The 22771-nt window shown below is 68.8% G+C and carries 25 protein-coding genes and 1 riboswitch; of the genes, 15 read left to right on the top strand and 10 right to left on the bottom strand.

Annotated features, from left to right (window positions below; all coding sequences use genetic code 11):
* Nucleotides 1-135 precede the first annotated feature (135 nt).
* Nucleotides 136-1044, top strand: coding sequence for a DMT family transporter (locus PQU96_RS02895; RefSeq protein WP_272770756.1), 909 nt, complete (start codon nucleotides 136-138; stop codon nucleotides 1042-1044).
* A gap of 79 nt (nucleotides 1045-1123) precedes the next feature.
* On the opposite strand, the gene PQU96_RS02890 is transcribed toward PQU96_RS02895, so the two are convergent.
* From PQU96_RS02890 to adh, 3 genes are all read right to left on the bottom strand, one after another.
* Entirely contained in the window at nucleotides 1124-1765 is a 642-nt protein-coding gene (locus tag PQU96_RS02890) for an META and DUF4377 domain-containing protein (protein WP_272770755.1), read from the bottom strand.
* Nucleotides 1766-2051: 286 nt separating this feature from the next.
* Nucleotides 2052-3203, bottom strand: coding sequence for an L-threonine dehydrogenase (gene yiaY, locus PQU96_RS02885; protein ID WP_272770754.1), 1152 nt, complete (start codon nucleotides 3201-3203; stop codon nucleotides 2052-2054).
* A gap of 184 nt (nucleotides 3204-3387) precedes the next feature.
* Nucleotides 3388-4902: an aldehyde dehydrogenase gene (adh, locus tag PQU96_RS02880; RefSeq protein ID WP_272770753.1), complete on the bottom strand. Its 1515-nt coding sequence runs from the start codon at nucleotides 4900-4902 to the stop codon at nucleotides 3388-3390.
* Nucleotides 4903-5172: 270 nt separating this feature from the next.
* On the opposite strand from adh, the gene PQU96_RS02875 reads away from it, so the two are divergent.
* The 9 genes from PQU96_RS02875 to PQU96_RS02835 all read left to right on the top strand — a co-directional run bounded on the left by PQU96_RS02875 (nucleotide 5173) and on the right by PQU96_RS02835 (nucleotide 11778).
* The gene (locus PQU96_RS02875; protein ID WP_272770752.1) at nucleotides 5173-7020 is read left to right on the top strand and encodes a sigma-54-dependent Fis family transcriptional regulator; all 1848 of its coding nucleotides are present in this window, start codon (nucleotides 5173-5175) and stop codon (nucleotides 7018-7020) included.
* Nucleotides 7021-7151: 131 nt separating this feature from the next.
* Complete coding sequence (locus PQU96_RS02870) at nucleotides 7152-7520, top strand: VOC family protein (RefSeq protein WP_272770751.1); 369 nt, start codon at nucleotides 7152-7154, stop codon at nucleotides 7518-7520.
* A gap of 64 nt (nucleotides 7521-7584) precedes the next feature.
* Nucleotides 7585-7899, top strand: a complete 315-nt coding sequence (locus PQU96_RS02865; RefSeq protein WP_272770750.1) for an antibiotic biosynthesis monooxygenase — start codon at nucleotides 7585-7587, stop codon at nucleotides 7897-7899.
* A gap of 67 nt (nucleotides 7900-7966) precedes the next feature.
* The gene (locus PQU96_RS02860) at nucleotides 7967-8209 is read left to right on the top strand and encodes a recombinase RecA (protein ID WP_272770749.1); all 243 of its coding nucleotides are present in this window, start codon (nucleotides 7967-7969) and stop codon (nucleotides 8207-8209) included.
* Nucleotide 8210: 1 nt separating this feature from the next.
* Entirely contained in the window at nucleotides 8211-8945 is a 735-nt protein-coding gene (locus tag PQU96_RS02855) for a helix-turn-helix transcriptional regulator (RefSeq protein ID WP_272770748.1), read from the top strand.
* The gene (locus PQU96_RS02850; RefSeq protein ID WP_272770747.1) at nucleotides 8930-9337 is read left to right on the top strand and encodes a VOC family protein; all 408 of its coding nucleotides are present in this window, start codon (nucleotides 8930-8932) and stop codon (nucleotides 9335-9337) included. The genes PQU96_RS02855 and PQU96_RS02850 overlap by 16 nt, the downstream gene beginning before the upstream one ends.
* 51 nt (nucleotides 9338-9388) lie before the next feature.
* Entirely contained in the window at nucleotides 9389-9865 is a 477-nt protein-coding gene (locus PQU96_RS02845) for an SRPBCC family protein (protein WP_272770746.1), read from the top strand.
* Nucleotides 9866-10099: 234 nt separating this feature from the next.
* Nucleotides 10100-10891, top strand: coding sequence for a DinB family protein (locus PQU96_RS02840; RefSeq protein WP_272770745.1), 792 nt, complete (start codon nucleotides 10100-10102; stop codon nucleotides 10889-10891).
* A 491-nt stretch (nucleotides 10892-11382) separates the two neighbouring features.
* A complete protein-coding gene (locus PQU96_RS02835; RefSeq protein WP_272770744.1) occupies nucleotides 11383-11778 on the top strand; it encodes a helix-turn-helix domain-containing protein in 396 nt (131 codons plus the stop codon).
* Between the two features lie 235 nt (nucleotides 11779-12013).
* Here PQU96_RS02835 and PQU96_RS02830 read toward each other — a convergent pair whose 3' ends face one another.
* The 4 genes from PQU96_RS02830 to PQU96_RS02815 form a co-directional block, all read right to left on the bottom strand.
* Nucleotides 12014-12355, bottom strand: coding sequence for an FKBP-type peptidyl-prolyl cis-trans isomerase (locus PQU96_RS02830; protein WP_272770743.1), 342 nt, complete (start codon nucleotides 12353-12355; stop codon nucleotides 12014-12016).
* A gap of 8 nt (nucleotides 12356-12363) precedes the next feature.
* Complete coding sequence (gene purT, locus PQU96_RS02825) at nucleotides 12364-13608, bottom strand: formate-dependent phosphoribosylglycinamide formyltransferase (protein ID WP_272770742.1); 1245 nt, start codon at nucleotides 13606-13608, stop codon at nucleotides 12364-12366.
* Between the two features lie 65 nt (nucleotides 13609-13673).
* Complete coding sequence (locus PQU96_RS02820) at nucleotides 13674-15269, bottom strand: NAD(P)-binding protein (RefSeq protein ID WP_272771106.1); 1596 nt, start codon at nucleotides 15267-15269, stop codon at nucleotides 13674-13676.
* A 109-nt stretch (nucleotides 15270-15378) separates the two neighbouring features.
* On the bottom strand, nucleotides 15379-16890 hold the full coding sequence (locus tag PQU96_RS02815; protein ID WP_373316261.1) for a polyamine aminopropyltransferase: 1512 nt from the start codon (nucleotides 16888-16890) through the stop codon (nucleotides 15379-15381).
* A 64-nt stretch (nucleotides 16891-16954) separates the two neighbouring features.
* Between PQU96_RS02815 and PQU96_RS02810 the strand changes: the two genes are divergently transcribed.
* Genes PQU96_RS02810 through speD form a run of 5 tightly spaced genes read left to right on the top strand, consistent with a single transcriptional unit; the run spans nucleotide 16955 to nucleotide 20445 of the window.
* Nucleotides 16955-17356: a DUF350 domain-containing protein gene (locus PQU96_RS02810; protein ID WP_272770740.1), complete on the top strand. Its 402-nt coding sequence runs from the start codon at nucleotides 16955-16957 to the stop codon at nucleotides 17354-17356.
* Between the two features lie 58 nt (nucleotides 17357-17414).
* Nucleotides 17415-18440 carry an SPFH domain-containing protein gene (locus PQU96_RS02805; protein WP_272771105.1) on the top strand — a complete coding sequence of 342 codons (1026 nt, stop codon included), beginning with the start codon at nucleotides 17415-17417 and terminating at the stop codon, nucleotides 18438-18440.
* Nucleotides 18441-18474: 34 nt separating this feature from the next.
* The gene (locus tag PQU96_RS02800; RefSeq protein ID WP_272770739.1) at nucleotides 18475-19941 is read left to right on the top strand and encodes a DUF4178 domain-containing protein; all 1467 of its coding nucleotides are present in this window, start codon (nucleotides 18475-18477) and stop codon (nucleotides 19939-19941) included.
* Nucleotide 19942: 1 nt separating this feature from the next.
* Entirely contained in the window at nucleotides 19943-20095 is a 153-nt protein-coding gene (locus PQU96_RS02795; RefSeq protein ID WP_272770738.1) for a hypothetical protein, read from the top strand.
* A complete protein-coding gene (gene speD / locus PQU96_RS02790) occupies nucleotides 20092-20445 on the top strand; it encodes an adenosylmethionine decarboxylase (RefSeq protein WP_272770737.1) in 354 nt (117 codons plus the stop codon). The genes PQU96_RS02795 and speD overlap by 4 nt, the downstream gene beginning before the upstream one ends.
* A 166-nt stretch (nucleotides 20446-20611) precedes the next feature.
* Here speD and PQU96_RS02785 read toward each other — a convergent pair whose 3' ends face one another.
* The 3 genes from PQU96_RS02785 to PQU96_RS02775 all read right to left on the bottom strand — a co-directional run bounded on the left by PQU96_RS02785 (nucleotide 20612) and on the right by PQU96_RS02775 (nucleotide 22448).
* Nucleotides 20612-21337 (bottom strand): uracil-DNA glycosylase, encoded by a 726-nt coding sequence (locus PQU96_RS02785; protein WP_272770736.1) that lies wholly within the window; start codon nucleotides 21335-21337, stop codon nucleotides 20612-20614.
* 125 nt (nucleotides 21338-21462) lie between these two features.
* Nucleotides 21463-21789, bottom strand: a complete 327-nt coding sequence (locus PQU96_RS02780; RefSeq protein ID WP_047968229.1) for a rhodanese-like domain-containing protein — start codon at nucleotides 21787-21789, stop codon at nucleotides 21463-21465.
* Nucleotides 21789-22448, bottom strand: coding sequence for a protein-L-isoaspartate O-methyltransferase family protein (locus PQU96_RS02775; protein ID WP_272770735.1), 660 nt, complete (start codon nucleotides 22446-22448; stop codon nucleotides 21789-21791). The genes PQU96_RS02780 and PQU96_RS02775 overlap by 1 nt, the downstream gene beginning before the upstream one ends.
* Nucleotides 22449-22576: 128 nt before the next feature.
* Nucleotides 22577-22715: riboswitch (TPP riboswitch) on the top strand.
* The last annotated feature ends 56 nt before the right edge of the window (nucleotides 22716-22771 follow it).

Here is a 22771-nt window from a genome sequence, read left to right as displayed (position 1 = left end):
CAGGAATCCTGCGTAGAAATGTATTGAAACGCAGTCTGGCTGCGGCTCGATGCATGATAACGCAGCAAGCGGCAGCGGCGGGCTTTCTACACTGTGGGTATCGCATCGGGCCGCCGCCCGCCACCGGAGCCGCACATGAGCACCCTCAACCCCGCCCGCCGCCTTGCGGCCAACCTTGCCATGCTGTCCACCAGCCGCTGGCTGCCCTACGCGCTGTTCGCCGGGCTGGTGACCATGTGGGCGTACAACTACGTGGTGATGAAGGTGACGCTGCAGGCGGCGACGCCGATCACCCACCTGATCCTGCGCACCACCATCGGCAGCCTGACGCTGTTCGGCGTGCTGCTGGTGCGCGGCCACGGCCTGCGCCCGCAGCGGCTGGGCGAGGCCGCCAAGGTCGGGCTGACCACCACCTTCGCCTACGGCCTGACGGTGACGCTGGCGCTGGTGGCCGGCGCCGCCGGACGCACCTCGGTGCTGGTGTTCACCATGCCGTTCTGGGTGGCGCTGCTGTCGCGCTGGCTGCTGGCCGAGCCGTTCACCGCCAACGCGCGCCGCGCGCTGATCGCCGGCTTTGCCGGGCTGATGCTGATCGTGGCGCCGTGGCAGCTGCACGGCGGCGTGCTGCCGATGCTGCTGGCGGTGCTGGCCGGCTTCCTGTGGGCGCTGGGCTCGGTGCTGACCAAGAAGACCGCGCAGCAGGGCCAGCTCGACAGCCTGAACTTCTCTGGCTGGCAGGCGCTGATCGGCCTCGCGCCACTGCCGCTGCTGCTGCCGTTCGCCGATTTCGCCGCCATCCACTGGTCGCCGGCCTTCGTGCTGGGCATGGTCTACTCCGGCGTGTTCTCCAGCGCGGTCGGCTGGCTGGCGTGGCTGTGGCTGCTGCGCCGCCTGCCGGCGTCCACGCTCAGCTTCAACGCGCTGGTGATCCCGGTGCTGGCAGTGGCGATGGCCGCCACCAGCCTCAGCGAATGGCCGGGCGGTGGCGAGCTGCTGGGCATGTTGCTGATCGGGATGGGCATCGTGCTGATCGCGCGGCGCTGAGTTTTCCCTGCCCCAAAAACATGCGGCCAACCTTGGACAAGGTTGGCCGCATGTTTTTTTATGGACTGCGCCGCACGTTTTACGGCGCGACCATCTGCTGTTCGATCACTTGGTCCAGCACCCAGCGCACGGATGGCGCGTCGGCCGGCGGCTTGGCGACTTTCACTTCCCTGATGCGCAGGCGGTAGGCAATGCCCGGCTCGGGTTTGAAGCCCTCGATCTCGCCATAGTGCAGCTGCCACGGCGCGTCCTTCCGCTCCCGCACCTGCAGGCACTGCATCGGCGCCACGCCGCTGCACGGCTTGCGCTCGGCGGCGACGTAGACCAGGCGCGTCGACGCCGCCGACAGGTCCTGCTGCTGCCGCAATTCCAGCTGCTTGCCCGGCCCGGCCAGCAGCAGGCGGCCGTCCTGCTGCCGCACCGTCGGCCGGCTGCCCAGCAGCTGGCTGAGCTCGCGGTCGCGCGCCATCGACACCGGGTCGCAGGCCATCATGGTGCTGGCCAGCTGGTCGACGATCAGCACGCCGTTCTCGACGCGGGCGGTGCCGAACAGGCGGTTGCAGCCGCCGGATACCGACAGGCGGCCGTGTTTCAGTTCCAGCTCGATCGGCGGCTCGTTGTCGCCGGCCGACTTCCAGCGGCCGTCGGGTTGCGGTGCGGTGGCGGCGCAGGCGGCCAGCAGCGCGGCGGAGATGATTGCGGAATAGCGGGACAGGCTCATGCGGACTCCTTGCGGCAGGGCGCCGGCAACGACACGGCGCGGGGCGGCAGGGGGAACACGCGCCCTGCCAGGTTGGCCGCAAGGCTAAGGGGCGGGGGATGCCAGCGTCAATCCGGCTCTGGTTAAGGTTTGTGAAGCCGGTCACACACCGTCACACGGGCAGTGCGCGCGCAGACAAAAAAACCCGCCGCAGCGGGGGCGCAACGGCGGGCAAGGACAGGGCAGCGGCGCTGCGGCGACAGCGGGAGGGAGACCTTACGCCGCAGCACCGTGCCAGGAGGACGGTTTACAGCGCCTGGCGGAAGATGGCCTCGATCTCGGCCTGGCTGGCCGGGCGCGGGTTGGTCAGGCCGCAGGCATCCTTCAGCGCGTTGGCGGCCAGCAGCGGGATGTCGGCTTCCTGCACCCCCAGCTGGCTCAGGCTGGCCGGGATGTCGATGTCGGCGGCGAGGCGGCGGATGGCGGCCAGGCAGCACTCGGCGGCGGCGGCGGCATCCAGCGCGGCGACGTCCTCGCCCATCGCGGCGGCGACATCGGCCAGGCGGCCGGCGGCGACGCTGGCGTTGAAGGCCTCGACGTGCGGCAGCAGCAGCGCGTTGCACACGCCGTGCGGCAGGTCGTAGAAGCCGCCGAGCTGGTGCGCCATCGCGTGCACGTAGCCGAGCGAGGCGTTGTTGAAGGCCATGCCGGCGAGGAACTGGGCGTAGGCCATCTGTTCGCGTGCGTGCCGGTCCTGCCCATTGGCCACCGCGGTGCGCAGGTTGGCCGCAATCAGCCGCACCGCCTGCAGCGCGCAGGCGTCGGTGATCGGGGTGGCGGCGGTGGACACGTAGGCCTCGATGGCGTGGGTCAGCGCGTCCATGCCGGTGGCGGCGGTCAGCGCCGCCGGCTTGGCCAGCATCAACGAGGCGTCGTTCACCGACAGGATGGGCGTCACGTTGCGGTCGACGATGGCCATTTTGATGTGGCGCGTCTGGTCGGTGATGATGCAGAAGCGCGTCATCTCGCTGGCGGTGCCGGCGGTGGTGTTGATGGCGATCAGCGGCAGCTGCGGCTTGGCCGACTTGTCGACGCCCTCGTAGTCGCCGATGTGGCCGCCGTTGGTGGCCACCAGCGCGATGCCCTTGGCGCAGTCGTGCGGCGAGCCGCCGCCGAGCGAGATCACGCAGTCGCAGCCCTTGTCGCGCAGCAGCGCGAGGCCGGCCTCGACGTTGGCCACGGTCGGGTTCGGCTGCGCGCCGCTGAAAATGGTGGCCTCGATGTCCTGTTCCTGCAGCAGCGCGGCCACCTTGGCCGCCACGCCGGCGCGCGCCAGCCCGGCGTCGGTGACGATCAGCGCGTGGCGGAAGCCGTAGCCGCGGATCGCCTGCATCGCGTCGTTGAGACAGCCGTCACCGATCAGGTTGACCGGCGGAATGAAGAAAGTGGTCGTTGTCATGGTTGGAAATCCCTATGTCTGGCGTTGCCCGCCGCAACACTGCGGCCCGGCGATGGTTCATCTGCGTGTGCTGGCAGGGGGTGTGTGCTACGCCAGCTTTCGGGTACTGCGCTTGAAACAGCGCGGCGGCAGGCAGCCCGCCGCGCAGGTAATGCTGGCCGGCCTGCGCCGGCCGCGCTCAGCCTCAGAAGAAGCCGAGCTTGTCCTCGCTGTAGCTGACCAGCAGGTTCTTGGTCTGCTGGTAGTGGTCGAGCATCATCTTGTGCGTCTCGCGACCGATGCCGGACTGCTTGTAGCCGCCGAACGCCGCGTGCGCCGGGTAGGCGTGGTAGCAGTTGGTCCACACGCGGCCGGCCTCGATGCCGCGGCCCATGTGGAAGGCGGTGTTCATGTCGCGGGTCCACACCCCGGCGCCCAGGCCGAACAGGGTGTCGTTGGAGATGTGCAGCGCCTCCTCGGTGTCCTTGAACTTGGTCACCGACAGCACCGGCCCGAAGATTTCCTCCTGGAAGATGCGCATCTTGTTGTGGCCCTGGAACACGGTCGGCTGGATGTAGTAGCCGTCTTCCAGATCGCCGCCGAGGTGGGCGCGGCTGCCGCCGGCCAGTACCGCGGCGCCTTCTTCCTTGCCGATGGCGAGGTAGCTCTGGATCTTGTCCATCTGCTCCTGCGACGACTGCGCGCCGATCATGGTGGACGGATCCAGCGGGTTGCCCTGCTTGATCTCGGCCACGCGCTTCAGCGCGCGCTCCATGAAGCGGTCGTAGATCGACTCGTGCACCAGCGAGCGGCTAGGGCAGGTGCACACCTCGCCCTGGTTGAGCGCGAACATCACGAAGCCCTCGATCGCCTTGTCGAAGAAGGCGTCGTCCTTGGCGGCGACGTCGGCGAAGAAGATGTTCGGCGACTTGCCGCCCAGCTCCAGCGTCACCGGAATCAGGTTCTGGCTGGCGTAGTTCATGATCAGGCGGCCGACCGGGGTGGAGCCGGTGAAGGCGATCTTGGCGATGCGCTTGCTGGTGGCCAGCGCCTTGCCGGCCTCGGTGCCGAAGCCGTTGACGATGTTGAGCACGCCCGGCGGCAGCAGGTCGCCGACCAGTTCGGCAAAGATCAGGATGGACAGCGGCGTCTGCTCGGCCGGTTTCAGCACCACGCAGTTGCCGGCAGCCAATGCCGGCGCCAACTTCCACGCCGCCATCAGGATCGGGAAGTTCCACGGGATGATCTGGCCGACCACGCCCAGCGGCTCGTGGAAGTGGTAGGCGACGGTGGTGGCGTCGATCTCGCCGAGGCTGCCTTCCTGCGCGCGGATGCAGCCGGCGAAGTAGCGGAAGTGGTCGATGGCCAGCGGGATGTCGGCGGCCAGCGTCTCGCGGATCGGCTTGCCGTTGTCGAAGGTCTCGACGGTGGCCAGGGTGTGCAGGTGCTGCTCCATGCGGTCGGCGATGCGCAGCAGGATCAGCGAGCGCTGGGCGACGCTGGTCTTGCCCCAGGCCGCCTTGGCGGCGTGGGCGGCGTCCAGCGCCAGCTCGATGTCGGCCTCGTCGGAGCGGGCGATCTCGCACAGCGGCTTGCCGGTGACCGGGGTCAGGTTCTCGAAGTAGCGGCCATTGACCGGCGGCAACCAGCGGCCACCGATGAAGTTGTCGTAGCGGGATTTCAGGTTCAGGCCGTACTGGGCCGGGGTAATGGTGCTCATCTCTCTCTCCTGTTGTCTTGGCTCACCTCAGCGGGTGTGCCTGCAACAGTGCACGGCGCGTGCCAGCGTTTTCTGATGTTGCACCGCAACGTGCGGCCAACCCTGCAACGGCGGCCACCATCACCGCTCGATGTTGCAGCGCGCCAGCGGCGCTGTTTTTTTGGCGCTTGTTCGCCGCGTCCGGGCGCGCATAATCGGCGGATCGAGACCGTCGCCGCTGTCGCAGCCTGACACAGCTGTCGCGACACACTGACACAAGCCGGAGCCACCATGTCGTCCTTGCCGCTAGCCGAAATCCGCCGCCGCTTTTTCGAGGGCGAAACCCTGCCCGACAACAGCGTGCCCGGCCCCATCCTGCACTCGTGGCGGCGCTGCCTCGGCCTCGGCCTGTCCTCGGCGCGGCTGCGGCTGCCGGACAAGCTGGACGACGCCAGCCTCGGCAGCCGGCAGCAGGAAAACGCCGACTGGCTGCAGCTGGCGCGGCCGGCGATCGACGCGCTGTTCGACAGCGTGGTCGACGACGGCCACGTGGTGATCGTCGCCGACCGCCACGGCGTGATCCTCGACCAGATGGGGCACCCGGCCTTTCTCGACCGCGCCGAGCGGGTGGCACTGCTGCCGGGCATGGACTGGCGCGAGGACGTGCGCGGCACCAACGCCATCGGTACCGCACTGGTGCTCGGCGGCCCGGTGCGGGTACGCGGCAGCGAGCACTACCTGGAGCGCAACCGCCAGCTGTCGTGCACCGCCGGCGCCATCGTCAGCCCGCAGGGCGAGCTGCTGGGCGTGGTCGACGTCTCCGGCCTGCCGCGCAAGCTGGGCGACGCGCAGCAGCAGCAGGTGCAGGCGGCAGTGCGCCACATCGAGCAGCGCCTGTTCGACGAGCAGGCCGGCGCGCTGTTCGAGCTGCGCTTCGCCCCCGACGCCGCCACTCTGACCACGCCGCGCTGCGGCCGGCTGGGCTTCGACGACGACGGCGTGCTGCGTGCGGCTAACCGTGCCGCGCTCTCGGCACTGGGGCTGGACTGGCCGGCGCTGGGCCACGGCCGCTTTGCCGCGCTGGCCGGGCAGAGCCTGGAACACTGGCTCAGCCGCCACGGCATCGACGTCGCCTCCTTGCGCCACGGCGGCCAGCTGTACTCGGCGCGGCTGCTGCCGCCCACGCCACGACAGGCGGCGCCGGCCGCCGCAGCCGATCCCGCCGCGCGCGCCACACGACAGCCGGACAGCAAGGTTGGCCGCCACGACGCCGGCGCGCTGCCGGACGGCCTGCTGCAACGCGGGCAACGGCTGCTGGAGGCCGACATCCCGGTGCTGATCCTGGGTGAAACCGGCGTCGGCAAGGAGCGCTTCGTGCAGGCGCTGCACACCGCCAGCAGCCGCGCCAGCGCACCGCTGGTGGCGGTGAACTGCGCGGCGATTCCGGAAGGGCTGATCGAGGCCGAGCTGTTCGGCTACGAGGAGGGCGCGTTTACCGGCGCGCGCAAGCAGGGCGCCAAGGGTCGCCTGCGCGAGGCCGACGGCGGCATCCTGTTCCTCGACGAGATCGGCGACATGCCGGCCAGCCTGCAGGCGCGGCTGCTGCGCGTGCTGCAGGAGCGGCTGGTGGTGCCGCTGGGCGGCGGCATCGGGCAGAAGGTGGACGTGCGCATCGTCGCCGCCACCCACCGCAACCTGGAGCACGAAGTCGCCGCCGGCCGCTTCCGCGCCGACCTCTACTACCGCCTCGGCCACTATCCGCTGCGACTGCCGCCGCTGCGCGAGCGCGGCGACGTGGCGCAGATTGCGGCCAACCTGCTGGCACAGCACGGCGGCGCACGACGCGGGGTGACGCTGTCGGCGGCGCTGGCCGACTTCATCCGCCGCTACCCGTGGCCGGGCAACCTGCGCCAGCTCGACAACCTGCTGAAGACGCTGCTGGCGCTGGTCGACGACGGCACCGAGCTGGGTATCGCCCACCTGCCGGACACCCTGCGCGAGCAGCAGCCGGCGGCGGGCAGCGCCAGCGGCGGGCAGCTGGCGGCGCTGCTGCAACAGCACGGCGGCAACGCCAGCGCCGCCGCGCGCGCGCTGGGCATCAGCCGCAGCACCTTCTACCGCCGCCTGCGCCAGGGCTGAGGCGGTTGACGGCGGGCGGCGGGCGATATTTTTTGTCATGACAAAAGCCTACTGACAGCAGGCTGTCAGTAGCCGGTAGCGATACTGGGCAACGGCAAACCCTGCCGCCAACCCGCTACCGGAGCCACACCATGTCCGCCTTTGTTCACTGGTTTGAAATCCCCGCCACCGACTTCGAGCGCGCGGTGACGTTTTACCGCGACGCGTTCCACGTGGAACTGCACGTCGAACCCTTCATGGGCGAACACATCGCCGTGTTCCGCACCGCAGGCGACGAGCACCCCGGCTGCATCATGGCCAGCCCGCGCCTGCAGGCCGGCAACGCCGGCACCCGCGTCTATCTGGACGGCGGGCCGGACATGGACGCGCTGCTCGTGCGCATCCAGGCCGCCGGCGGCGTGATCCTGCAGCCGCGCATGACGCTGCCGGACGGCAACGGCGACATCGCGCTGTTCCAGGACAGCGAGGGCAACCACATCGGCCTGCACACCGAAGCCTGATCCCGCGCCACGGGATGGCCGCGGCCGTCCCGTATCACCGCTCACTCCTGACGAAAGCCCCACCATGCACACCCCGACCCCGCACTTTGGCGGACTCGAATTCGCCCGTTTCCGGCTGCGCCCCGGCGTCAGCGAAGCCACGCTGCGCCAGGCGGCGCAGGCCGTGGAAGAACACTTGCTGCGCCACCAGCCCGGCTTTGTCGGCCATGCGCTGCTGCGCGGCGACGACGACAGCTATGCCGATCTGGTACTGGCCGACAGCCACGAACGCGCCGTCGCGCTGTGCGAGCTGTGGCCGGACGATCCGCACGGCGCACACTTTCTCAGCCTGCTCGCCCCCGGTAGCGCGCTGCTGGCGTTCTACCGGCGCATCGCCTGACAAAACGTCCCGCCGCAGCGCGTCACGGTTTACCATCACCATTCATTTATCATCATCAGGAGCGGGCATGGCTTTTCCGGAGCACGAACGACAGGCCATGCGCGCGCTGCACGGCGTCGGCGACAGCGTGATCGCACGGCTGGAGCAGCTGGGCTACCGGTCGCTGGCCCAGCTACGCGACAGCGACGAGGCCGAACTGTGCCGCCAGATCGCCCTCATGCTGCGCAGCAGTTGCTGGGGCAACAGCCCGCAGGCGCGCGCCGCCATCCGCGCCGTGATCAGGCTGGCGCAGCAACAGGGCGGCGGCTGACATGCGCCGTGCCGACCGCCTGATGCAGATCCTGCTGCTGCTGCGCGGTCGCCACCGCACCACCGCCACGCAGCTGGCGCAGTGGCTGGAGGTGTCGCCGCGCACGGTGTACCGCGACATGGCCGACCTGATGGCCAGCGGCGCACCGGTCAATGGCGAGGCCGGCGAGGGCTACTGGCTGGAGGCCGGCTTCACCCCGCCGCCGCTGAGTTTTTCCGCAGCCGAGCTGTCGGCGCTGGAGGTCGGCGCCCGCATGCTGGCGGCGTGGGCCGACCACGCCACCGCCGACGCGGCCGCCAGCGCGCTGGCCAAGATCCACGCCGTGCTCGGCTCCGCCGGGCTGGCGCCGGCGCCGCTGTTTGCCGCGCGCCACCACGGCTACCCGCGCGAACGGCTGGGCGGCATCACCGCCGCCATCCACGCGCGGCGCTGCCTCGCCATCGACTACCGCGACGAGGCCGGCCAGCCCAGCCGCCGCACGCTGGCGCCGCTGGGACTGTTCTTCTGGGGCGACCGCTGGACGCTGGCGGCGTGGTGCCTGCTGCGCCGCGACTATCGCCATTTTCGCGTTGACCGGATGCAGGCTATACAACAGAACAACACGCCGTGGCCGGACAACATTTCACTGGATGCCTTCCTGCACCACGCCGACGTCGGTGAGCCGGCGCGACGGCATCTGCAACAACAAATGAGCCAGCCTTGGCACCGGGAGTACCACGCATGGAAGCAAGACTGAGCTTTGTCACCCTGGGCGTCGCCGACCTCGCGCGCGCCACCGCCTTCTACCGCGACGTGCTGCAGCTGCCGCAGATCGCGATGCCGGACGGCGCCGGGGTCGCCTTCTTCGAACTCGGCCACACCTGGTTGTCGCTGTATCCGCGCGCGGCGCTGGCCGCCGACGCCGGCGTGGCCGACAGCCCGCCAGCGGCGTTTCCCGGCTTTACGCTGGCGCACAATGTGCGTAGCGCGCAACAGGTGGACGCGCTGCTGGCCAAGGTCGCCGCGCGCGGCGGCCGCATCGTCAAGCCGGCACAGGACGCGTTCTGGGGCGGGCGCAGCGGCTATTTCGCCGACGCCGACGGCTTCCTGTGGGAAGTGGCGTGGAACCCGGACTTCCCGCACGTCTGAACCCGCGCTTGCGGCCAACGTTGGCCGCAGGCGCCCGATCAAGGAGCCATCATGACCCTGCCTCCCTTCGACGCCCACCTGGACCTGCAACTGGGGCGCGACATCGACCTGCCCCCGGCGCTGCTGTGGCGGGTGTGGACCACGCCGGCGCTGCTGCAGCAGTGGTGGGCGCCGGCGCCGCTGACCACCCCCGAGTGCGAGATGGAACTGCAGCCGGGCGGCGTGTTCCGCACCGTGATGCAGGCGCCGGACGGCACCCGTTACCCGACCAGCGGCTGCTTCCTCGACATCGTGCCGCAGCAACGGCTGGTGTTCAGCGACGCGCTGCAACCGGGCTTCCGCCCCGCCAGCAAGCCCTTCTTCACCGCCGTCATCAGCTTTGACGCGCTGGCCGACGGCGGCACCCGCTACAACGCGCGCGTGCTGCACAAGGACGCCATCGACCGCCAGACCCACGCCGACATGGGCTTTCACGACGGCTGGGGCCGCTGCATGGAACAGATGATCGCGCTGGCGCGCACGCTGTAGCGCCGGGCCACGGCCGGGCGAGCACGGTACGGCACGATGCGGTGGGGTCGCGACCGGGCAGGAACTCGCGCTGCGCCCACCATAGCCAGGCTTGGCCGCAGGCCTGACGGGATCGCCAGCCGGGTTCGCAATGGTGCCGCCCGGCCCGGCCGGGTCAGTGCGCGGCGGAAACGGCTTGCCGTGGCAGCCACCAGCTAGTAACGTAGCATTTTGCTACGTTACTAGGCGACCGCCATGCACAACCGCTTTGACCAGTTCCGCCGCAGCGCCCTCGGCCAGCAGCTGGAACAGCTGATCGACACCCCGCAGCGCTACCTCGAATACGCGGCGCTGTCGCGTGCCGGCATGCCGGCAGTGACGGCCATCGTCCACGATCTCCAGCACAAATTCGCCGAAGTCGCCAGCGACCAGACCGCGCGCCAGTTCTGCGGCGCCATGGTCGGCGACGTGATGCGCCACCACGGCCACCAGCTGCTGCGTCCGCGCGGACGGGTGCCGGGCGGCTACTTCAGCTACGGCGCGGTGTGGTCGCCGCTGCCGCTGCCGCACAGCTTTGCCGAGCTACTGGCCAGCCTCGCCGCGATGCCGCAACAGGTGCTGCAGCGGCTGGCGACACTGCCACCGGCACACCAGCGCACCCGCCCGCCCGGCATCGGCTTCTCCGCGCTGGAGCACCTCTGCCACCTGCGCGACCTCGACGACGACGCCTTCCGCCCGCGCGTGCGCGCCATCCTCGAACAGCCGCAGCCGCTGCTGCACGGCGTCAACGGCAGCGAATGGGCCATCACCCGCGACTACCAGGCACAGGATTACGCACAGGCGGCCAGCGGCATGATCCGTGCCCGCGGCGAGCTGGTGGCGTTACTGCAGGGCTGCGACGCCGACGCCCAGGCCCGCATCGGGGTCTGGGAAGGGCGGCAGCGGCTGACGCTGGCGGAGCTGGTCACCGACATGGTGGCGCACGACGACACCCACCTGCAGGAGATCGACGAGCTGCTGCTGGCACTGGACGGCCATCACGCATAAAGCGGGGTCTGCCACCGCCCCCACCGGCAACCCGACCAGGCGATACGGCAGCGTCAACACCGGCCACGGAAGACAGGTGACGGCTCGCCGGCATACAAGGGCGGCATCAAGCAGGCACCGCAACGCGGCGCTCGTGATTGCGGCCGTGCCGGCCCGGCATCGGGCCGGCCATGCTCCCGTGTGGCAGTATGAATCAGGCCGTATACCGCTGCATCGAATCACACAAAAACACACAACCACTGATTGACGACATGACGCGACTGTATTGACAGTGTGATTGTCATCGCAAAACAAATCACACATACAGTGCACGCCTTTGATAAACCAATAGTTTTACACCGCACAAACAACACATCAGTATGATTAATACAGAAACTGTGGCGAACACAATACACACACCTGGCTGACGCGTATGTTTTTGTGTGTTTTTATGTATTAACCGCTGCATCGTGTGTATGATCAGCGCTTCTTCCCGTCAGCCGGAGAGCACGATGTCCGTATTGCCCGACTTTGAAAGCGCCGAATTTGCCCCGGCGCTGAAAGCCATCCGCAAGCAATTGCAGCTGTCGCGTACCGCGCTGGCAGCCCAGGTCGGGCTGTCCACCGCCGCCATCCAGCGCTACGAGGCGCAGGACGGCAGCAACATCAAGCCCAGCCGCGAAGCCTACGAACGGCTGAGCAAGGTGCTGGCGACGCTGCTGGCCGACAGCGCCACCGCCGCGGTCAGCCCGCCACCGCCGGTGGCGCCCCCCGTGACTATCGCCCCAGCCCCGACGGCGCAGCCAGCCGCGCCGCTGACCGGCATCCTGCTGGCCGATGCCACGCTGGAGCAGCTGATCGCCCGTGCCAAGGCGATGGGGGCGAAGAAGGTAACCGTCGAATTCTGAAGCGACATGATTCGTGACACCTCGCGTCACGAATTGCCTTGCCCGGCGCCGGGCGCTTATTGCCTGCGGGCTGCAAACTGCAATAAGCAGGTTCTGGGCTGCCGGTATGATTTGTGACAGTAGTTGGTCACGAATCATACCCCCCACACTGCGGCCAACCTTGGCCATAAACACACAGCAAAAACCCCCGCTGCCGGACACCGGTAGCGGGGGTTTTTGTTGCTGCCGACGTCGCTCAGTCGTCGCGGGTCAGGACTTCCAATAGCTCGATCTCGAAGATCAGGTTAGAGTGCGGCGTGATGTGGGCGCCGATCTGGCGCTCGCCGTAGGCGAGGTGGGCCGGCACCCACAGCTTGCGCTTGCCGCCGACGCGCATGCCCATCAGGCCCAGGTCCCAGCCCTTGATCACGCGGCCGCTGCCGATCACGCACTGGAACGGCTTGCCACGCTGGTAGGAGGAATCGAAGCAGGTGCCGTCCTCCAACCAGCCGCGGTACTGGGTGGTAATCAGCGCACCCTTGACCACCGCCTTGCCGTCGCCCGGCTGCAGGTCTTCAATCCGCAATTCGTCATTCATGCTGTCTGTCACTCCTTGTCTGAATACGGTGCCGAGCCTGGCGGCAACGCCTGGTTGCCGCTGACAGGCTTGACCTTGCCCGCCGCCAGCCGTGCGCGTTCGCGCGCGGTGGCCACGTCGTCCGCCCGTGCCACCGCCACCCCCATGCGGCGGCGTTCGAAGCTTTCCGGCTTGCCGAACAGGCGCAGGTCGGCGCCCGGCACCGCCAGCGCCTCGGCCACGCCGTCGAAGGCGATGCCGGCCTCCTGCAGGCCGCCGTAGATCACCGCTGACGCCGCGGCATCGCGCAGCGTGACGTCCACCGGCAGGCCGAGGATGGCGCGCGCGTGCAGCTCGAATTCACTGTAGATCTGGCTGGCCAGCGTCACCAGCCCGGTGTCGTGCGGGCGCGGGCTGACCTCGGAGAACCACACCTGGTCGCCCTTGACGAACAGCTCGACGCCGAACAGGCCGCGCCCGCCCAGCGCGGCGGTCACCTTGGCCGCCATGTTCTGCGCGCGCTGCAGCGCCAGCGGCGACATCGGCTGCGGCTGCCAGCTTTCCACGTAGTCGCCGCTCTGCTGCAGGTGGCCGACCGGCGCGCAGAAGTGGGTGGCGATGCCGCCGGCGCCGTCACTGGCGCGCACGGTGAGCAGGGTGATCTCGTAGTCGAAGTCGATGAAGCCCTCGACGATCACCAGCCCCCTGTCGACGCGGCCGGCGCTGAGCGCGTACTGCCAGGCGGCGGCCACATCGTCAGGCCCGCGCAGCAGCGACTGCCCCTTGCCGCTGGACGACATCACCGGCTTCACCAGGCAGGGGTAGCCGATGCCCGCGTCAATGGCCGCCTGCAGCTCGGCCTCGCTCGCGGCAAAGGCGTACGGCGAGGTCGGCAGGCCCAGCTCCTCGGCGGCCAGACGGCGGATGCCCTCGCGGTTCATGGTCAGGTTGGCCGCACGCGCGGTGGGGATGACCTCGGCAAGGCCGTCGGCCTCGATGCGCAGCAGCTCCTCGGTGGCGATGGCCTCGATCTCCGGCACGATCAGGTGCGGCCGCTCGGCTTCCACCAGCGCGCGCAGCGCGGCCGGGTCGGCCATGTTGATGACGTGGCTGCGGTGCGCGACCTGCATCGCCGGTGCGTCGGGATAGCGGTCGACGGCGATGGTTTCCACGCCGAGGCGCTGCAGGGCGATGACCACTTCCTTGCCCAGTTCGCCGCTGCCCAGCAGCATGACGCGTCGGGCCGACGCGGAAAGAGGGGTTCCGATACGCATGGGGATACTCGCGGGTGGCTGCCGATGCCGCATTTTAGCATACGCGCCGCCAGCGGCCGGCCGCCTCAGCCCAGCACCCGTCGCGCCGCCACGTCGCCCCACCACGCGGCTTCTTCAAACAAAGACAGACCGGAGAGGTCCGAATGCGCGAACAGGATGGGGCCGTCGGCGGCGCGCAGCGCGGCCAGGCCGGCGTTGGCCAGGAAGCCCGGCTGCGGGCTGGCCATGGCGTGGGCGCGCACGGTGAGGCGGGCGGCCAGCAGGTGGCGGCGCAGGCGCGCTCCGTACACGGTGTAGAGATCCTGCGTGGCCAGCTCGAACAGCGCGTCGGCCCCGGCTGCGGCCAACCATGGCCGGGTGGCATCGGGCGCCGCATCGGCAAAGGCATGGTAGGTGGTGAACACGGTGCGCTCGGGCAGCGCGACGCGGATCAGCTGGTGCGTAGCCACCACGTAGCCGAGGCCGGTGCTGCCGTACACCACGTTGTCCCAGGCGAGCGTTGACTGTTCGGGCTCTTGCGGGAAGCGATCGAGCAGCACATTGCCCACCAGCCACGGCGCGCGCGGCGGCAGGTGGGCACGCTCGAAGCCCAGGCTGCGCATGGACGGCAGCAGGTGCCAGGCCACGTGCAGCGGCGTGGCGACGATGACGCGCCGCGCCAGCAGGCGCTGTGCACCGCCGGCATCGACATAATCCACCTGTGCCTGCTGGCCCTGCATCTGGATGCGCCAGGCGGCGCCGGGGAGCTGCCGTTCGGCACCGATGCGGCTGCGCATGTGGCGCAGCAGCGGGGCGAGTCCGTCCGGCCAGGTCAGCACCGCGCCGTCTTCGGCGTTGGCCGCGTGGCCGCCGCGGGCGGCGAAGTAGTGCAGGCCGGCCCAGGCCGAGGTCTGCGCCAGCGTGCTGCCGTAGTCGTCGCGGCAGCAGTAGTCGAGGTACCACAGCAGGCCGGGCGCGGTGTAGCCGTGCGCCGCCAGCCAGCTGGCAAAGCTCTGGCGGTCCAGCGCGCGCCAGGCCGGGTCGGTTGAGGCCAGCGCGGTGGGCACGGTGAACACGCGCCGTCCGTCGGTGCCGTGCTGTTGCTGCAGTTGTTTCACGTGAAGCAGGAAGCGCCGCTGCTGCGCGTCGTCGTCGGCGCCGAGGCCGCGCGGCAGCAGGCCATCCTGCCACTGGCCGTCACGCCACAGCCGCTCGTCCGGCGCGTGCACCAGCACGCGCTCGTCGAAGGTTGGCCGCAGGCTGGCGCCGCCTGCCTCGATCACGCCCATCTCGGCCAGCAGCGTGCGCACGTGCGCCGACTCGGGCGAGGGCAGCGGCAGGTAGTGCGCGCCGGTGGGGTAGCGCCACTCGCCGAAGGCGCCGCCGGCGGCGTTGCCGTCCGGCTCCGGCCCGTTCAGCAGCACGAAGTCGCGGTAGCCTTCACGCGCCAGCCGCCAGCCGGCAAACAGCCCGGCCACACCGCTGCCGACGATGACGGTATCGACGCGGCGCGTGCCGCGTGGCGGCGGCAGGGAGGCGGCGTCGCGCAGGCGGTGGCCGGCGGCCATGCCGGGGCGGAAAACGTCTATCGGCAGGCCCCAGCCCAGCACCTGCCGGCAGCCACCCAACAAGGGCAGGCCGGCGAGCAGGGCGGCGGTACGCAGGAAATCGCGGCGCTGCATCAGCACGGACCAATCCCGCTGCGGCGCGGGCCGATGGTGGCGTGGCTCACTCGTTCACTCATAAGTCTGACCCGCTGCGCGGCCTCGTCGTTTGCCCTGTTTCCCACGCCTAGCGAATCACCTGCGACCAGTCCTGCTCGAAGTAGTGCACCAGTATCTGGTTGTTCAGCTCATTGGGCAGCACGTTCCAGCGCCGCATATCGGGCGGAAAGAAGAACATCTGCCGCGTGGCCTCGCGGTCGAGGAATTTCATCGGCACGCGGTAGGCCTGCGGCGGGGTGTAGCCGGGGCGATGGGCGGCGATGATGAAACCCCACTCGCCGAAGGACGGCACGTAGGCGTGATAGGGCGTGGTGGCGAGGCCCGCCGCCTGCAGCGTGGCGTAGATGCTCCAATACGAGCGCGGCGCGTGGTAAGGCGAGGTCGACTGCACCACCGCCAGCCCGTTTTCAGCCAGATGGCGCGACAGCAGCCGGTACAGCGGCACCGAGTACAGCTTGCCCAGCGCGAAGCTGGACGGGTCGGGGAAGTCGACGATGATGGCGTCGAATACCTCGCCGTGCCGCTCCAGCCAGCGCGCGGCGTCGTCGTTGACCACGCGCAGGCGCGGGCTTTGCAGCGAGCCGCCGTTGAGCGCCACCAGCGGCGCCGAGCGGGCGAACAGGCCGGTCATCGCCGGGTCCAGGTCCACCAGTGTCACCTGCTGCACATTCGGGTACTTCAGCACCTCGCGCGCGGCCAGGCCGTCGCCGCCGCCCAGGATCAGCACTCGCCGCGCCCACGGCAGCGCACCCAGCACCGGGTGCACCAGCGCCTCGTGGTAGCGGTGCTCGTCGCGGCTGGAAAACTGCAGGTTACCGTTGATGTACAGCCGCAGGTCGCCCTTCCAGCGCGTCAGCACCAGGCGCTGGTAGGGCGTGGTTTCGGCGTGGATCACGTCGTCGCCGTAGATGGCCTTCTCGTTCCAGCGCGTCAGCTCGTCGGCAGCGATGAAGCCGCCGCCCAGCACCAAGAGCACCAGCAGGCTGCGCAGGTACTGCAAGGTTGGCCGCACGAGCTCGGCGCGGAACACGCGGCAGGTCCACAGCGCCACCGCCACGTTGGACAGGCCGAACAGCAGCGCCGAGCGCGCCAGCCCCAGCCGCGGCGCCAGCACGATGGGGAACAGCAGCGACACCGCCAGCGCGCCCAGGTAGTCGAAGGTAAGCACGCGGCTCACCAGCTCGGCAAAGCGCTGCTGACGCTGGTTCAGCGCGCGCATCACCAGCGGGATCTCCATGCCCACCATGGCGCCGGTGAGGAACACCAGCGCGTACAGCATGAGGCGGAACGACTCACCGCTCCAGGCGAACACCGCGAACAGGGCGCTGGCCGACAGCCCACCCAGGAGCGCCACCAGCAGCTCGATCTCGATGAATGTATCCAGCACCCGTTCATCTTTTACATACTGCGACAGGTGCGAGCCGACGCCCATGGCAAACAGGTAGCAGCCGATGATGGACGAGAACTGCAGCACCGAGTCGCCCAGCAGGTAGCTGGCCAGCGCACCGGCTATCAGCTCGTAGGCGAGGCCGCAGGATGCCACCACAAAAACGGACAGGATAAGCAGACGATCGCGCATGCCGGCACTCATGAAACGTGGGTAGAATGGCCATTATTGCCCAAGCCTGCCAAGGACGCTGCATATGTCGACCGCCTTCCTGCCCGCCCTGTTGGCCTACCTGTCCTACGTGGGCAGCGGCGCGCTGCTGCTGGCGCTGTTCACCGTGCTGTACTGCCGCGTAACGCCGCTGAACGAGATGCAGCTGATCCGCCAGCACAACCAGGCGGCGGCGTTGTCCTTCGGCGGCGCGCTGCTGGGCTTCTCGCTGACGCTGGCCTCCAGCGCCTGGCACCTGAACACCCTGCACAGCTTCCTGCTGTGGGGCGTGCTGGCCATGCTGGTGCAGATCGTGGTGCACATGCTGCTGTCGCGCTGCGTGCGCGACCTGCAGCAGGCGCTGCAGGACAACAACACCGCCATGGGCCTCCTGGCCGGCAGCGTGCAGCTGGCGGTGGGCGTGCTGAACGCCGGCAGCCTGTCGTAACCGCCTGCCGCAGGCGGTTCGCGCTGCGGCCAACCTTGATGGAGTCTTCGCCATGAGTCTGTTTTCCTTCATTTCCAAGCAGTTCATCGACATCCTGGAATGGCAGGAGGAGGGCGACGGCGTGCTGGCCTGGCGCTACCCGATGCAGGACAACGAGATCCAGTACGGCGCCAGCCTGACGGTGCGCGAATCGCAGATGGCGGTGTTCATCAACGAGGGCAAGATCGCCGACGTGTTCGGCCCCGGCATGTACAAGCTCACCACCCAGACGCTGCCGGTGCTCACCTACCTGCAGCACTGGGACAAGCTGTTCGAATCGCCCTTCAAGTCCGACCTGGTGTTCTTCAGCACCCGGCTGCAGCTGGGGCGCAAGTGGGGCACGCCGCAGCCGGTGACGCTGCGCGACAAGGACTTCGGCATGGTGCGCCTGCGCGCCTTCGGCATCTACAGCTACCGCATCACCGACCCGAAACTGTTCTACAGCGAGGTCAGCGGCACCCGCGACAGCTACACCGTGGACGATCTGGAACAGCAGCTGCGCAACCAGGTGGTGGCCACCATGGCCAGCACCCTGGGCGGCAGCGCCGTGCCCTTCCTCGACATGGCGGCCAACCAGGGGCTGATGGCCGACACCATCAAGACGGCGCTGCTGCCGGTGTTCGCGCGCTACGGCGTGGCGCTGGACAGCTTCGCGGTGGAGAACATCTCGCTGCCGGAAGAGCTGCAGAAGGCCATCGACAAGCGCATCGCGATGGGCATGGCGGGCGACCTGAACCAGTACACCCGCTACCAGGCGGCGGAAGCCATCCCGCTGGCGGCGCAGAACGAGGGCGGGCTGGCCGGCATCGGCGCCGGCTTGGCCGCCGGGGTCGGCGTCGGCCAGATCATGACCCAGGCCATGCAGCAGACGCTGCAGCCGACGGCCGCCGCACCTGCCGAGCCGCCAGCCGCGCCGGCCGCCGACACCGGCGACAGCCCGCAGGCCAAGCTGGCGCAGCTCAAGGCGCTGCTGGACGCCGGCCTGATCACCCAGGCCGACTACGACACGGCCAAGGCCGACGTGCTGAAGAAGCTGGTGGGCTGAGCATGACCAAGCAGCCTGCGGCCAACCCTGCCTGATGTACCGCGTCGCCTGCCCCGCCTGCGGCGCCGAAGTGCGCTTCCACGCCACCAGCTCGGTGCTGGCGGTGTGTTCCTATTGCCACAGCACGCTGCTGCGCGACGCGGACAGCGTGCGCGACATCGGCAAGATGGCCGCACTGCTGGACGACTACTCGCCGCTGCAGATCGCAAGCGCAGGCATCTGGCGCGGCCGCCAGTTCACCGTGGTGGGCCGCATCCAGCTGGCCTTTGATGCCGGCAGCTGGAACGAGTGGCACGTGCTGTTCGACGACGGCGAAAGCGCCTGGCTGGCGGAAAGCGTCGGCCAGTACGTGCTGACCCGGGCACAGGGCAGTAGCGATACGGCCCCGCCTTTCGACCAGCTGCGCGCCGGACAGGGCTGGCAACAGGACAACAGCCACTTCATTTTCAGCGACATCCGCCAGGCGCGCTGCGTCGCCGGCGAGGGCGAGCTGCCGCGCCAGCTGCAGCCCGGCTACGACGCACCGGTCGCCGACGCGCGCAGCGGCGGCCACTTCCTGACCCTGGACTACAGCGACGGCCAGCCGCCGCAGCTGTACCTGGGCGAGGCGGTGACGCTCCCGCAGCTGAACATGCAGCGCCTGCGCGATGAGCGCATGATCGAGGCCGCCACCGGCAAGCTCAAGGGCAGCGTGCAGCAGCTGGACTGCCCGCAGTGCGGCGCCGGCCTCGACTACCGCGCCGGCACTGCCACCCACCTCAACTGCCCGTCCTGCAGCAGCGAGGTCGACATCCAGGGCGAGCACGCCACCGTGCTGGCCCAGCACCAGAGCGTGCAGGGCAGCATGCTGCGCTTCACGCTGGCCAACGGCAGCGAGGCCACCATCGACGGCAAGACCTGGACCATCATCGGCCTGCTGGGTTGGGTGGAAAGCGCGGACCGCGACAGCCGCTGGAACGAGTACCTGCTGTACGAGCCGCAGCTGGGCTTCCGCTGGCTGACCGAGACCGGCGACGGCTGGTGGCTGGGCGCGCTGATGGACGTGTGGGTGGACGAGGCCACCGCGGAGTACGCGCTGTGGGGCAAGCAACGCTTCGCCGCGCGCTATCCTCCCTATCTGGCCAGGATAGACTATGCCGCCGGCGCCTTCCCGTGGCGTGCCCGTCTCGGCGACAGCCTGATCCTCAACGAATACCAGAGCCGGGACGGCAATACCCTGCTGGCCAGCGAACAAAGCCCGCAGGAACTCACCTGGAGCAGCAGCCGCAAGGTCAGCGACGCGGACGTGGGACGCTGGTTCGGCAAGGACGCCCCGCTGGCTTCCGCCTTCCGCAGCGCGGGCAGTGCCGCCGGCAAGGCCGCCTTGCGCCCGCTCGGCTACGGCGCCGTGGCGCTGCTGTGGCTGCTCAATGCGCCGCTACTGCTGACCGGCGACAGCAGCGAGATCATCGGCATCTGCTTCATCGCCTCCGTCCTGCTGTTGCTGCCGCTGGAAACCTGACATGAGCCGCCTGACCTATCTGCTGTACTGCGCCGCGATCGTGCTCGTCAGCACGCTGATCAACTACACCGCCAACAGCGACGATGGCGGCAGCTATCGCAGCAGCAGCGGTCGCTCCGGCGGCGGCGGCTTCTTCGGCGGCGGCCACAAATGAGTCCCCTCGGCGAACATCTGCTGGCCGACCTCTACGATTGCCCGGCGGCCGCGCTGGCCGACGCCGCCGGCGTGGAGCAGGCGCTGTACGCCGCCGCCCGCGCCGCCGGCGCGCAGGTGCTGGCCGGCCACTTCCACCATTTCGGCCCCGGGCAGGGCGTCACCGGCGTGCTGCTGCTGGCCGAGTCGCACATCAGCATCCACAGCTGGCCGGAACACGGCTACGCCGCCGTCGACCTGTTCCTGTGCGGCCACGCCGCACACCAGGCCGCGCTGGCCGTGTTGCAACAGCGGCTGCAGGTTGGCCGCACCGAGCAGCGCTGCGTGGCGCGCGGCCAGCTGTCAGTCTGAAAAATCATTCTTGCCGCAAAAGAAAAAGGACAGGGCCATCGCGGCCGCATGGCGGCAGCCGGACCGGTGGGATGCGTGCGGTTTTCGCGGGCGACGTCGCCAAGCGGCATTCCGGCTTTTTCCCGTACTTCCCGTGTGCTTTCGTGGCGAACACAGCACGTTCGCGCTAGAACAGCCCACCCTGCACCGCCGCGCCGCCCCAGGTGATCTCGCCGCGGCCACGCCCGGCCAGCCACTGGTTGGCCTGCGAGAAATGGCGGCAGCCGAGAAAACCGCGGCTGGCCGACAGCGGCGACGGGTGTGCCGCCTTCAGCACGCAGTGGCGGCCGGCATCGATGCGTTCGGCTTTGGTGTGTGCCCAGTTGCCCCACAGCAGGAACACGCAGCCGGGGTTGGCCGCGTTCACCGCGTCGATCAGCGCGTCGGTAACCGCCTGCCAGCCGAGCTTGCCGTGGCTGCCGGCGCGGTCGGCCTCCACCGTCAGCGAGGCATTGAGCAGCAGCACGCCCTGCCGCGCCCAGTGTGTCAGGTTGCCGCTGGCCGGCGGCGGCAGGCCGAGGTCGGCCAGCTGTTCCTTGTAGATGTTGCGCAGGCTGGGCGGGATCTTCACCCCGTCCGGCACCGAAAAGCTCAGCCCCATCGCCTCGCCGGCGCCGTGGTACGGGTCCTGGCCGATGATCACCACGCGGATGTCGGCCGGCGCCACGTGGCGCAGCGCGTTGAACACCAGCTCGCGCGGCGGGTAGATCACCGCGCCGGCGGCGGCGCGCTCCGCCAGTTTCTCGTCGATGGCGGCCAGTTGTGCACAGATGGCCGGCGTTGCCAGCAGCTGTTGCCAGTCGGCGGGCAGGCCGGCGAGGGCGGGGGAGAGATAGCTTATGTTGTCAGTCATTGCATTCACGGAACATGCGGGATTCGGCAGCGGGAGGCGGCTCGGCATCATTTCCACCCGCAGCGGCTAAGACCAATAAAAAAGCCGCTCCACAGGGAACGGCTTTGCTTGCGGCCAACGTCGGCTCAGTAGCGCGCCATCGCCGGCTCGACCTCGTCCGCCCATGCCGCCACGCCGCCGCGCAGGCTCAGCACCTGCTCGAAACCGGCGTTTTCCAGGAACAGGCCGACCTGGTAACTGCGCACACCGTGGTGGCAGATGGTCACCACCGGGGTGTCATCCGGCAGCTCGTTGTGGCGTAGCGGGATCAGGTTCATCGGGATCTGGCGCGAGCCGTCGATGCGGCACAGCGCGTACTCCCAGTCCTCGCGCACGTCAAGCAGCACCGGCTGCGGACGGGACGCGTCGGCCAGCCAGTCGGCCAGCTCGCGGGCGTTGATTTCGCGGATCATCAGAAGCTGAAGCGCGACGGTTCGATCGCGTCCAGTTGCTTCAGGCGCGCGATATTGGTATCGAAGCTGACACTTTCCTGATACGCGGTTTCGGACACGCGGGTGATGATCTTGGCGATCATTACCGGCGCATCGCCGACGATCACCGCCATACGGCCGCCGATGGCCAGCTGCGCCTTCAGCGCTTCCGGCACCACCGGTACCGAACCGCCGACACAGATCACGTCGAACGGCGCCTGCGCCGCCAGACCGTCGATACCGTTGCCCTGGCTCAGGGTCACGTTCTTGATGCCGGCAGTTTTGAGGTTGGCCGCGGCTTGCTGCAGCTGCTGCGCGTCGATATCGACGCTGTACACGTGCTGGCCGACGGCGGCCAAGAGGGCGGTCAGGTAGCCGCTGCCGGTACCGATTTCCAGCACCTTGTCGCTGGCTTTCACCTGCAGGTCCTGCACCAGACGGGCTTCGACCTTCGGCTCCAGCATGGTGCAGCCGTTGTCCAGCGGCAGCTGGGTGTCGACAAAGGCCAGCGCGCGCTTGTCGGTACCGACAAAATCTTCGCGTTTCACGTGGAACAGCAGATCGAGAATGGAGGTGTCGAGCACGTCCCACGGACGGATCTGTTGCTCAACCATATTGAAGCGGGCTTGTTCGAAATTCATCGGAAACTCCGGCTTGGATTCAAGACAATATCAAGGACGACTCTGAAAACCGGGCTGCGGCAACCGGGCTTTCGCAATCGTCCAAACGATTGCTAACTTGCGATTATCCCACATTTACCTTACCTTCACAGCATCGCTAGGGGTCCTGCTCCGGCTTGTGTACCATCCGCGCCAAGGCGCGGCGAGGATCGCAGCCGCAGCGGGTGAGAGTCACCCTTCGAACCTGACCCGGATAATACCGGCGTAGGGAAGCGTAATCTGCCAGACACCGCCCGCTGCCATCCGTTCCCGCAGCACGGCGGCCAGCCTTGCAGCCGGATCTT

Origin of the sequence: Vogesella margarita, from assembly GCF_028548475.1 — a bacterium.
In the GTDB taxonomy this organism is placed as follows: Bacteria; Pseudomonadota; Gammaproteobacteria; order Burkholderiales; family Chromobacteriaceae; genus Vogesella; species Vogesella margarita.
This window is presented reverse-complemented; position numbering and strand designations above follow the sequence as displayed.

Excerpts from the sequence above, each read along its gene's own strand:
- PQU96_RS02810 (WP_272770740.1), top strand. The coding sequence starts at position 16,955 with ATGTCGACCGCCTTCCTGCCCGCCCTGTTGGCCTACCTGTCCTACGTG.
- PQU96_RS02780 (WP_047968229.1), bottom strand. The coding sequence starts at position 21,789 with ATGATCCGCGAAATCAACGCCCGCGAGCTGGCCGACTGGCTGGCCGAC.
- PQU96_RS02890 (WP_272770755.1), bottom strand. The coding sequence starts at position 1,765 with ATGAGCCTGTCCCGCTATTCCGCAATCATCTCCGCCGCGCTGCTGGCC.
- PQU96_RS02820 (WP_272771106.1), bottom strand. The coding sequence starts at position 15,269 with ATGCAGCGCCGCGATTTCCTGCGTACCGCCGCCCTGCTCGCCGGCCTG.
- PQU96_RS02835 (WP_272770744.1), top strand. The coding sequence starts at position 11,383 with ATGTCCGTATTGCCCGACTTTGAAAGCGCCGAATTTGCCCCGGCGCTG.
- PQU96_RS02860 (WP_272770749.1), top strand. The coding sequence starts at position 7,967 with ATGGCTTTTCCGGAGCACGAACGACAGGCCATGCGCGCGCTGCACGGC.
- PQU96_RS02870 (WP_272770751.1), top strand. The coding sequence starts at position 7,152 with ATGTCCGCCTTTGTTCACTGGTTTGAAATCCCCGCCACCGACTTCGAG.
- PQU96_RS02795 (WP_272770738.1), top strand. The coding sequence starts at position 19,943 with ATGAGCCGCCTGACCTATCTGCTGTACTGCGCCGCGATCGTGCTCGTC.
- yiaY (WP_272770754.1), bottom strand. The coding sequence starts at position 3,203 with ATGACAACGACCACTTTCTTCATTCCGCCGGTCAACCTGATCGGTGAC.
- PQU96_RS02800 (WP_272770739.1), top strand. The coding sequence starts at position 18,475 with ATGTACCGCGTCGCCTGCCCCGCCTGCGGCGCCGAAGTGCGCTTCCAC.
- PQU96_RS02785 (WP_272770736.1), bottom strand. The coding sequence starts at position 21,337 with ATGACTGACAACATAAGCTATCTCTCCCCCGCCCTCGCCGGCCTGCCC.
- PQU96_RS02895 (WP_272770756.1), top strand. The coding sequence starts at position 136 with ATGAGCACCCTCAACCCCGCCCGCCGCCTTGCGGCCAACCTTGCCATG.
- PQU96_RS02830 (WP_272770743.1), bottom strand. The coding sequence starts at position 12,355 with ATGAATGACGAATTGCGGATTGAAGACCTGCAGCCGGGCGACGGCAAG.
- PQU96_RS02875 (WP_272770752.1), top strand. The coding sequence starts at position 5,173 with ATGTCGTCCTTGCCGCTAGCCGAAATCCGCCGCCGCTTTTTCGAGGGC.
- PQU96_RS02840 (WP_272770745.1), top strand. The coding sequence starts at position 10,100 with ATGCACAACCGCTTTGACCAGTTCCGCCGCAGCGCCCTCGGCCAGCAG.
- PQU96_RS02845 (WP_272770746.1), top strand. The coding sequence starts at position 9,389 with ATGACCCTGCCTCCCTTCGACGCCCACCTGGACCTGCAACTGGGGCGC.
- PQU96_RS02775 (WP_272770735.1), bottom strand. The coding sequence starts at position 22,448 with ATGAATTTCGAACAAGCCCGCTTCAATATGGTTGAGCAACAGATCCGT.
- PQU96_RS02815 (WP_373316261.1), bottom strand. The coding sequence starts at position 16,890 with ATGCGCGATCGTCTGCTTATCCTGTCCGTTTTTGTGGTGGCATCCTGC.
- speD (WP_272770737.1), top strand. The coding sequence starts at position 20,092 with ATGAGTCCCCTCGGCGAACATCTGCTGGCCGACCTCTACGATTGCCCG.
- adh (WP_272770753.1), bottom strand. The coding sequence starts at position 4,902 with ATGAGCACCATTACCCCGGCCCAGTACGGCCTGAACCTGAAATCCCGC.
- PQU96_RS02855 (WP_272770748.1), top strand. The coding sequence starts at position 8,211 with ATGCGCCGTGCCGACCGCCTGATGCAGATCCTGCTGCTGCTGCGCGGT.
- purT (WP_272770742.1), bottom strand. The coding sequence starts at position 13,608 with ATGCGTATCGGAACCCCTCTTTCCGCGTCGGCCCGACGCGTCATGCTG.
- PQU96_RS02865 (WP_272770750.1), top strand. The coding sequence starts at position 7,585 with ATGCACACCCCGACCCCGCACTTTGGCGGACTCGAATTCGCCCGTTTC.
- PQU96_RS02850 (WP_272770747.1), top strand. The coding sequence starts at position 8,930 with ATGGAAGCAAGACTGAGCTTTGTCACCCTGGGCGTCGCCGACCTCGCG.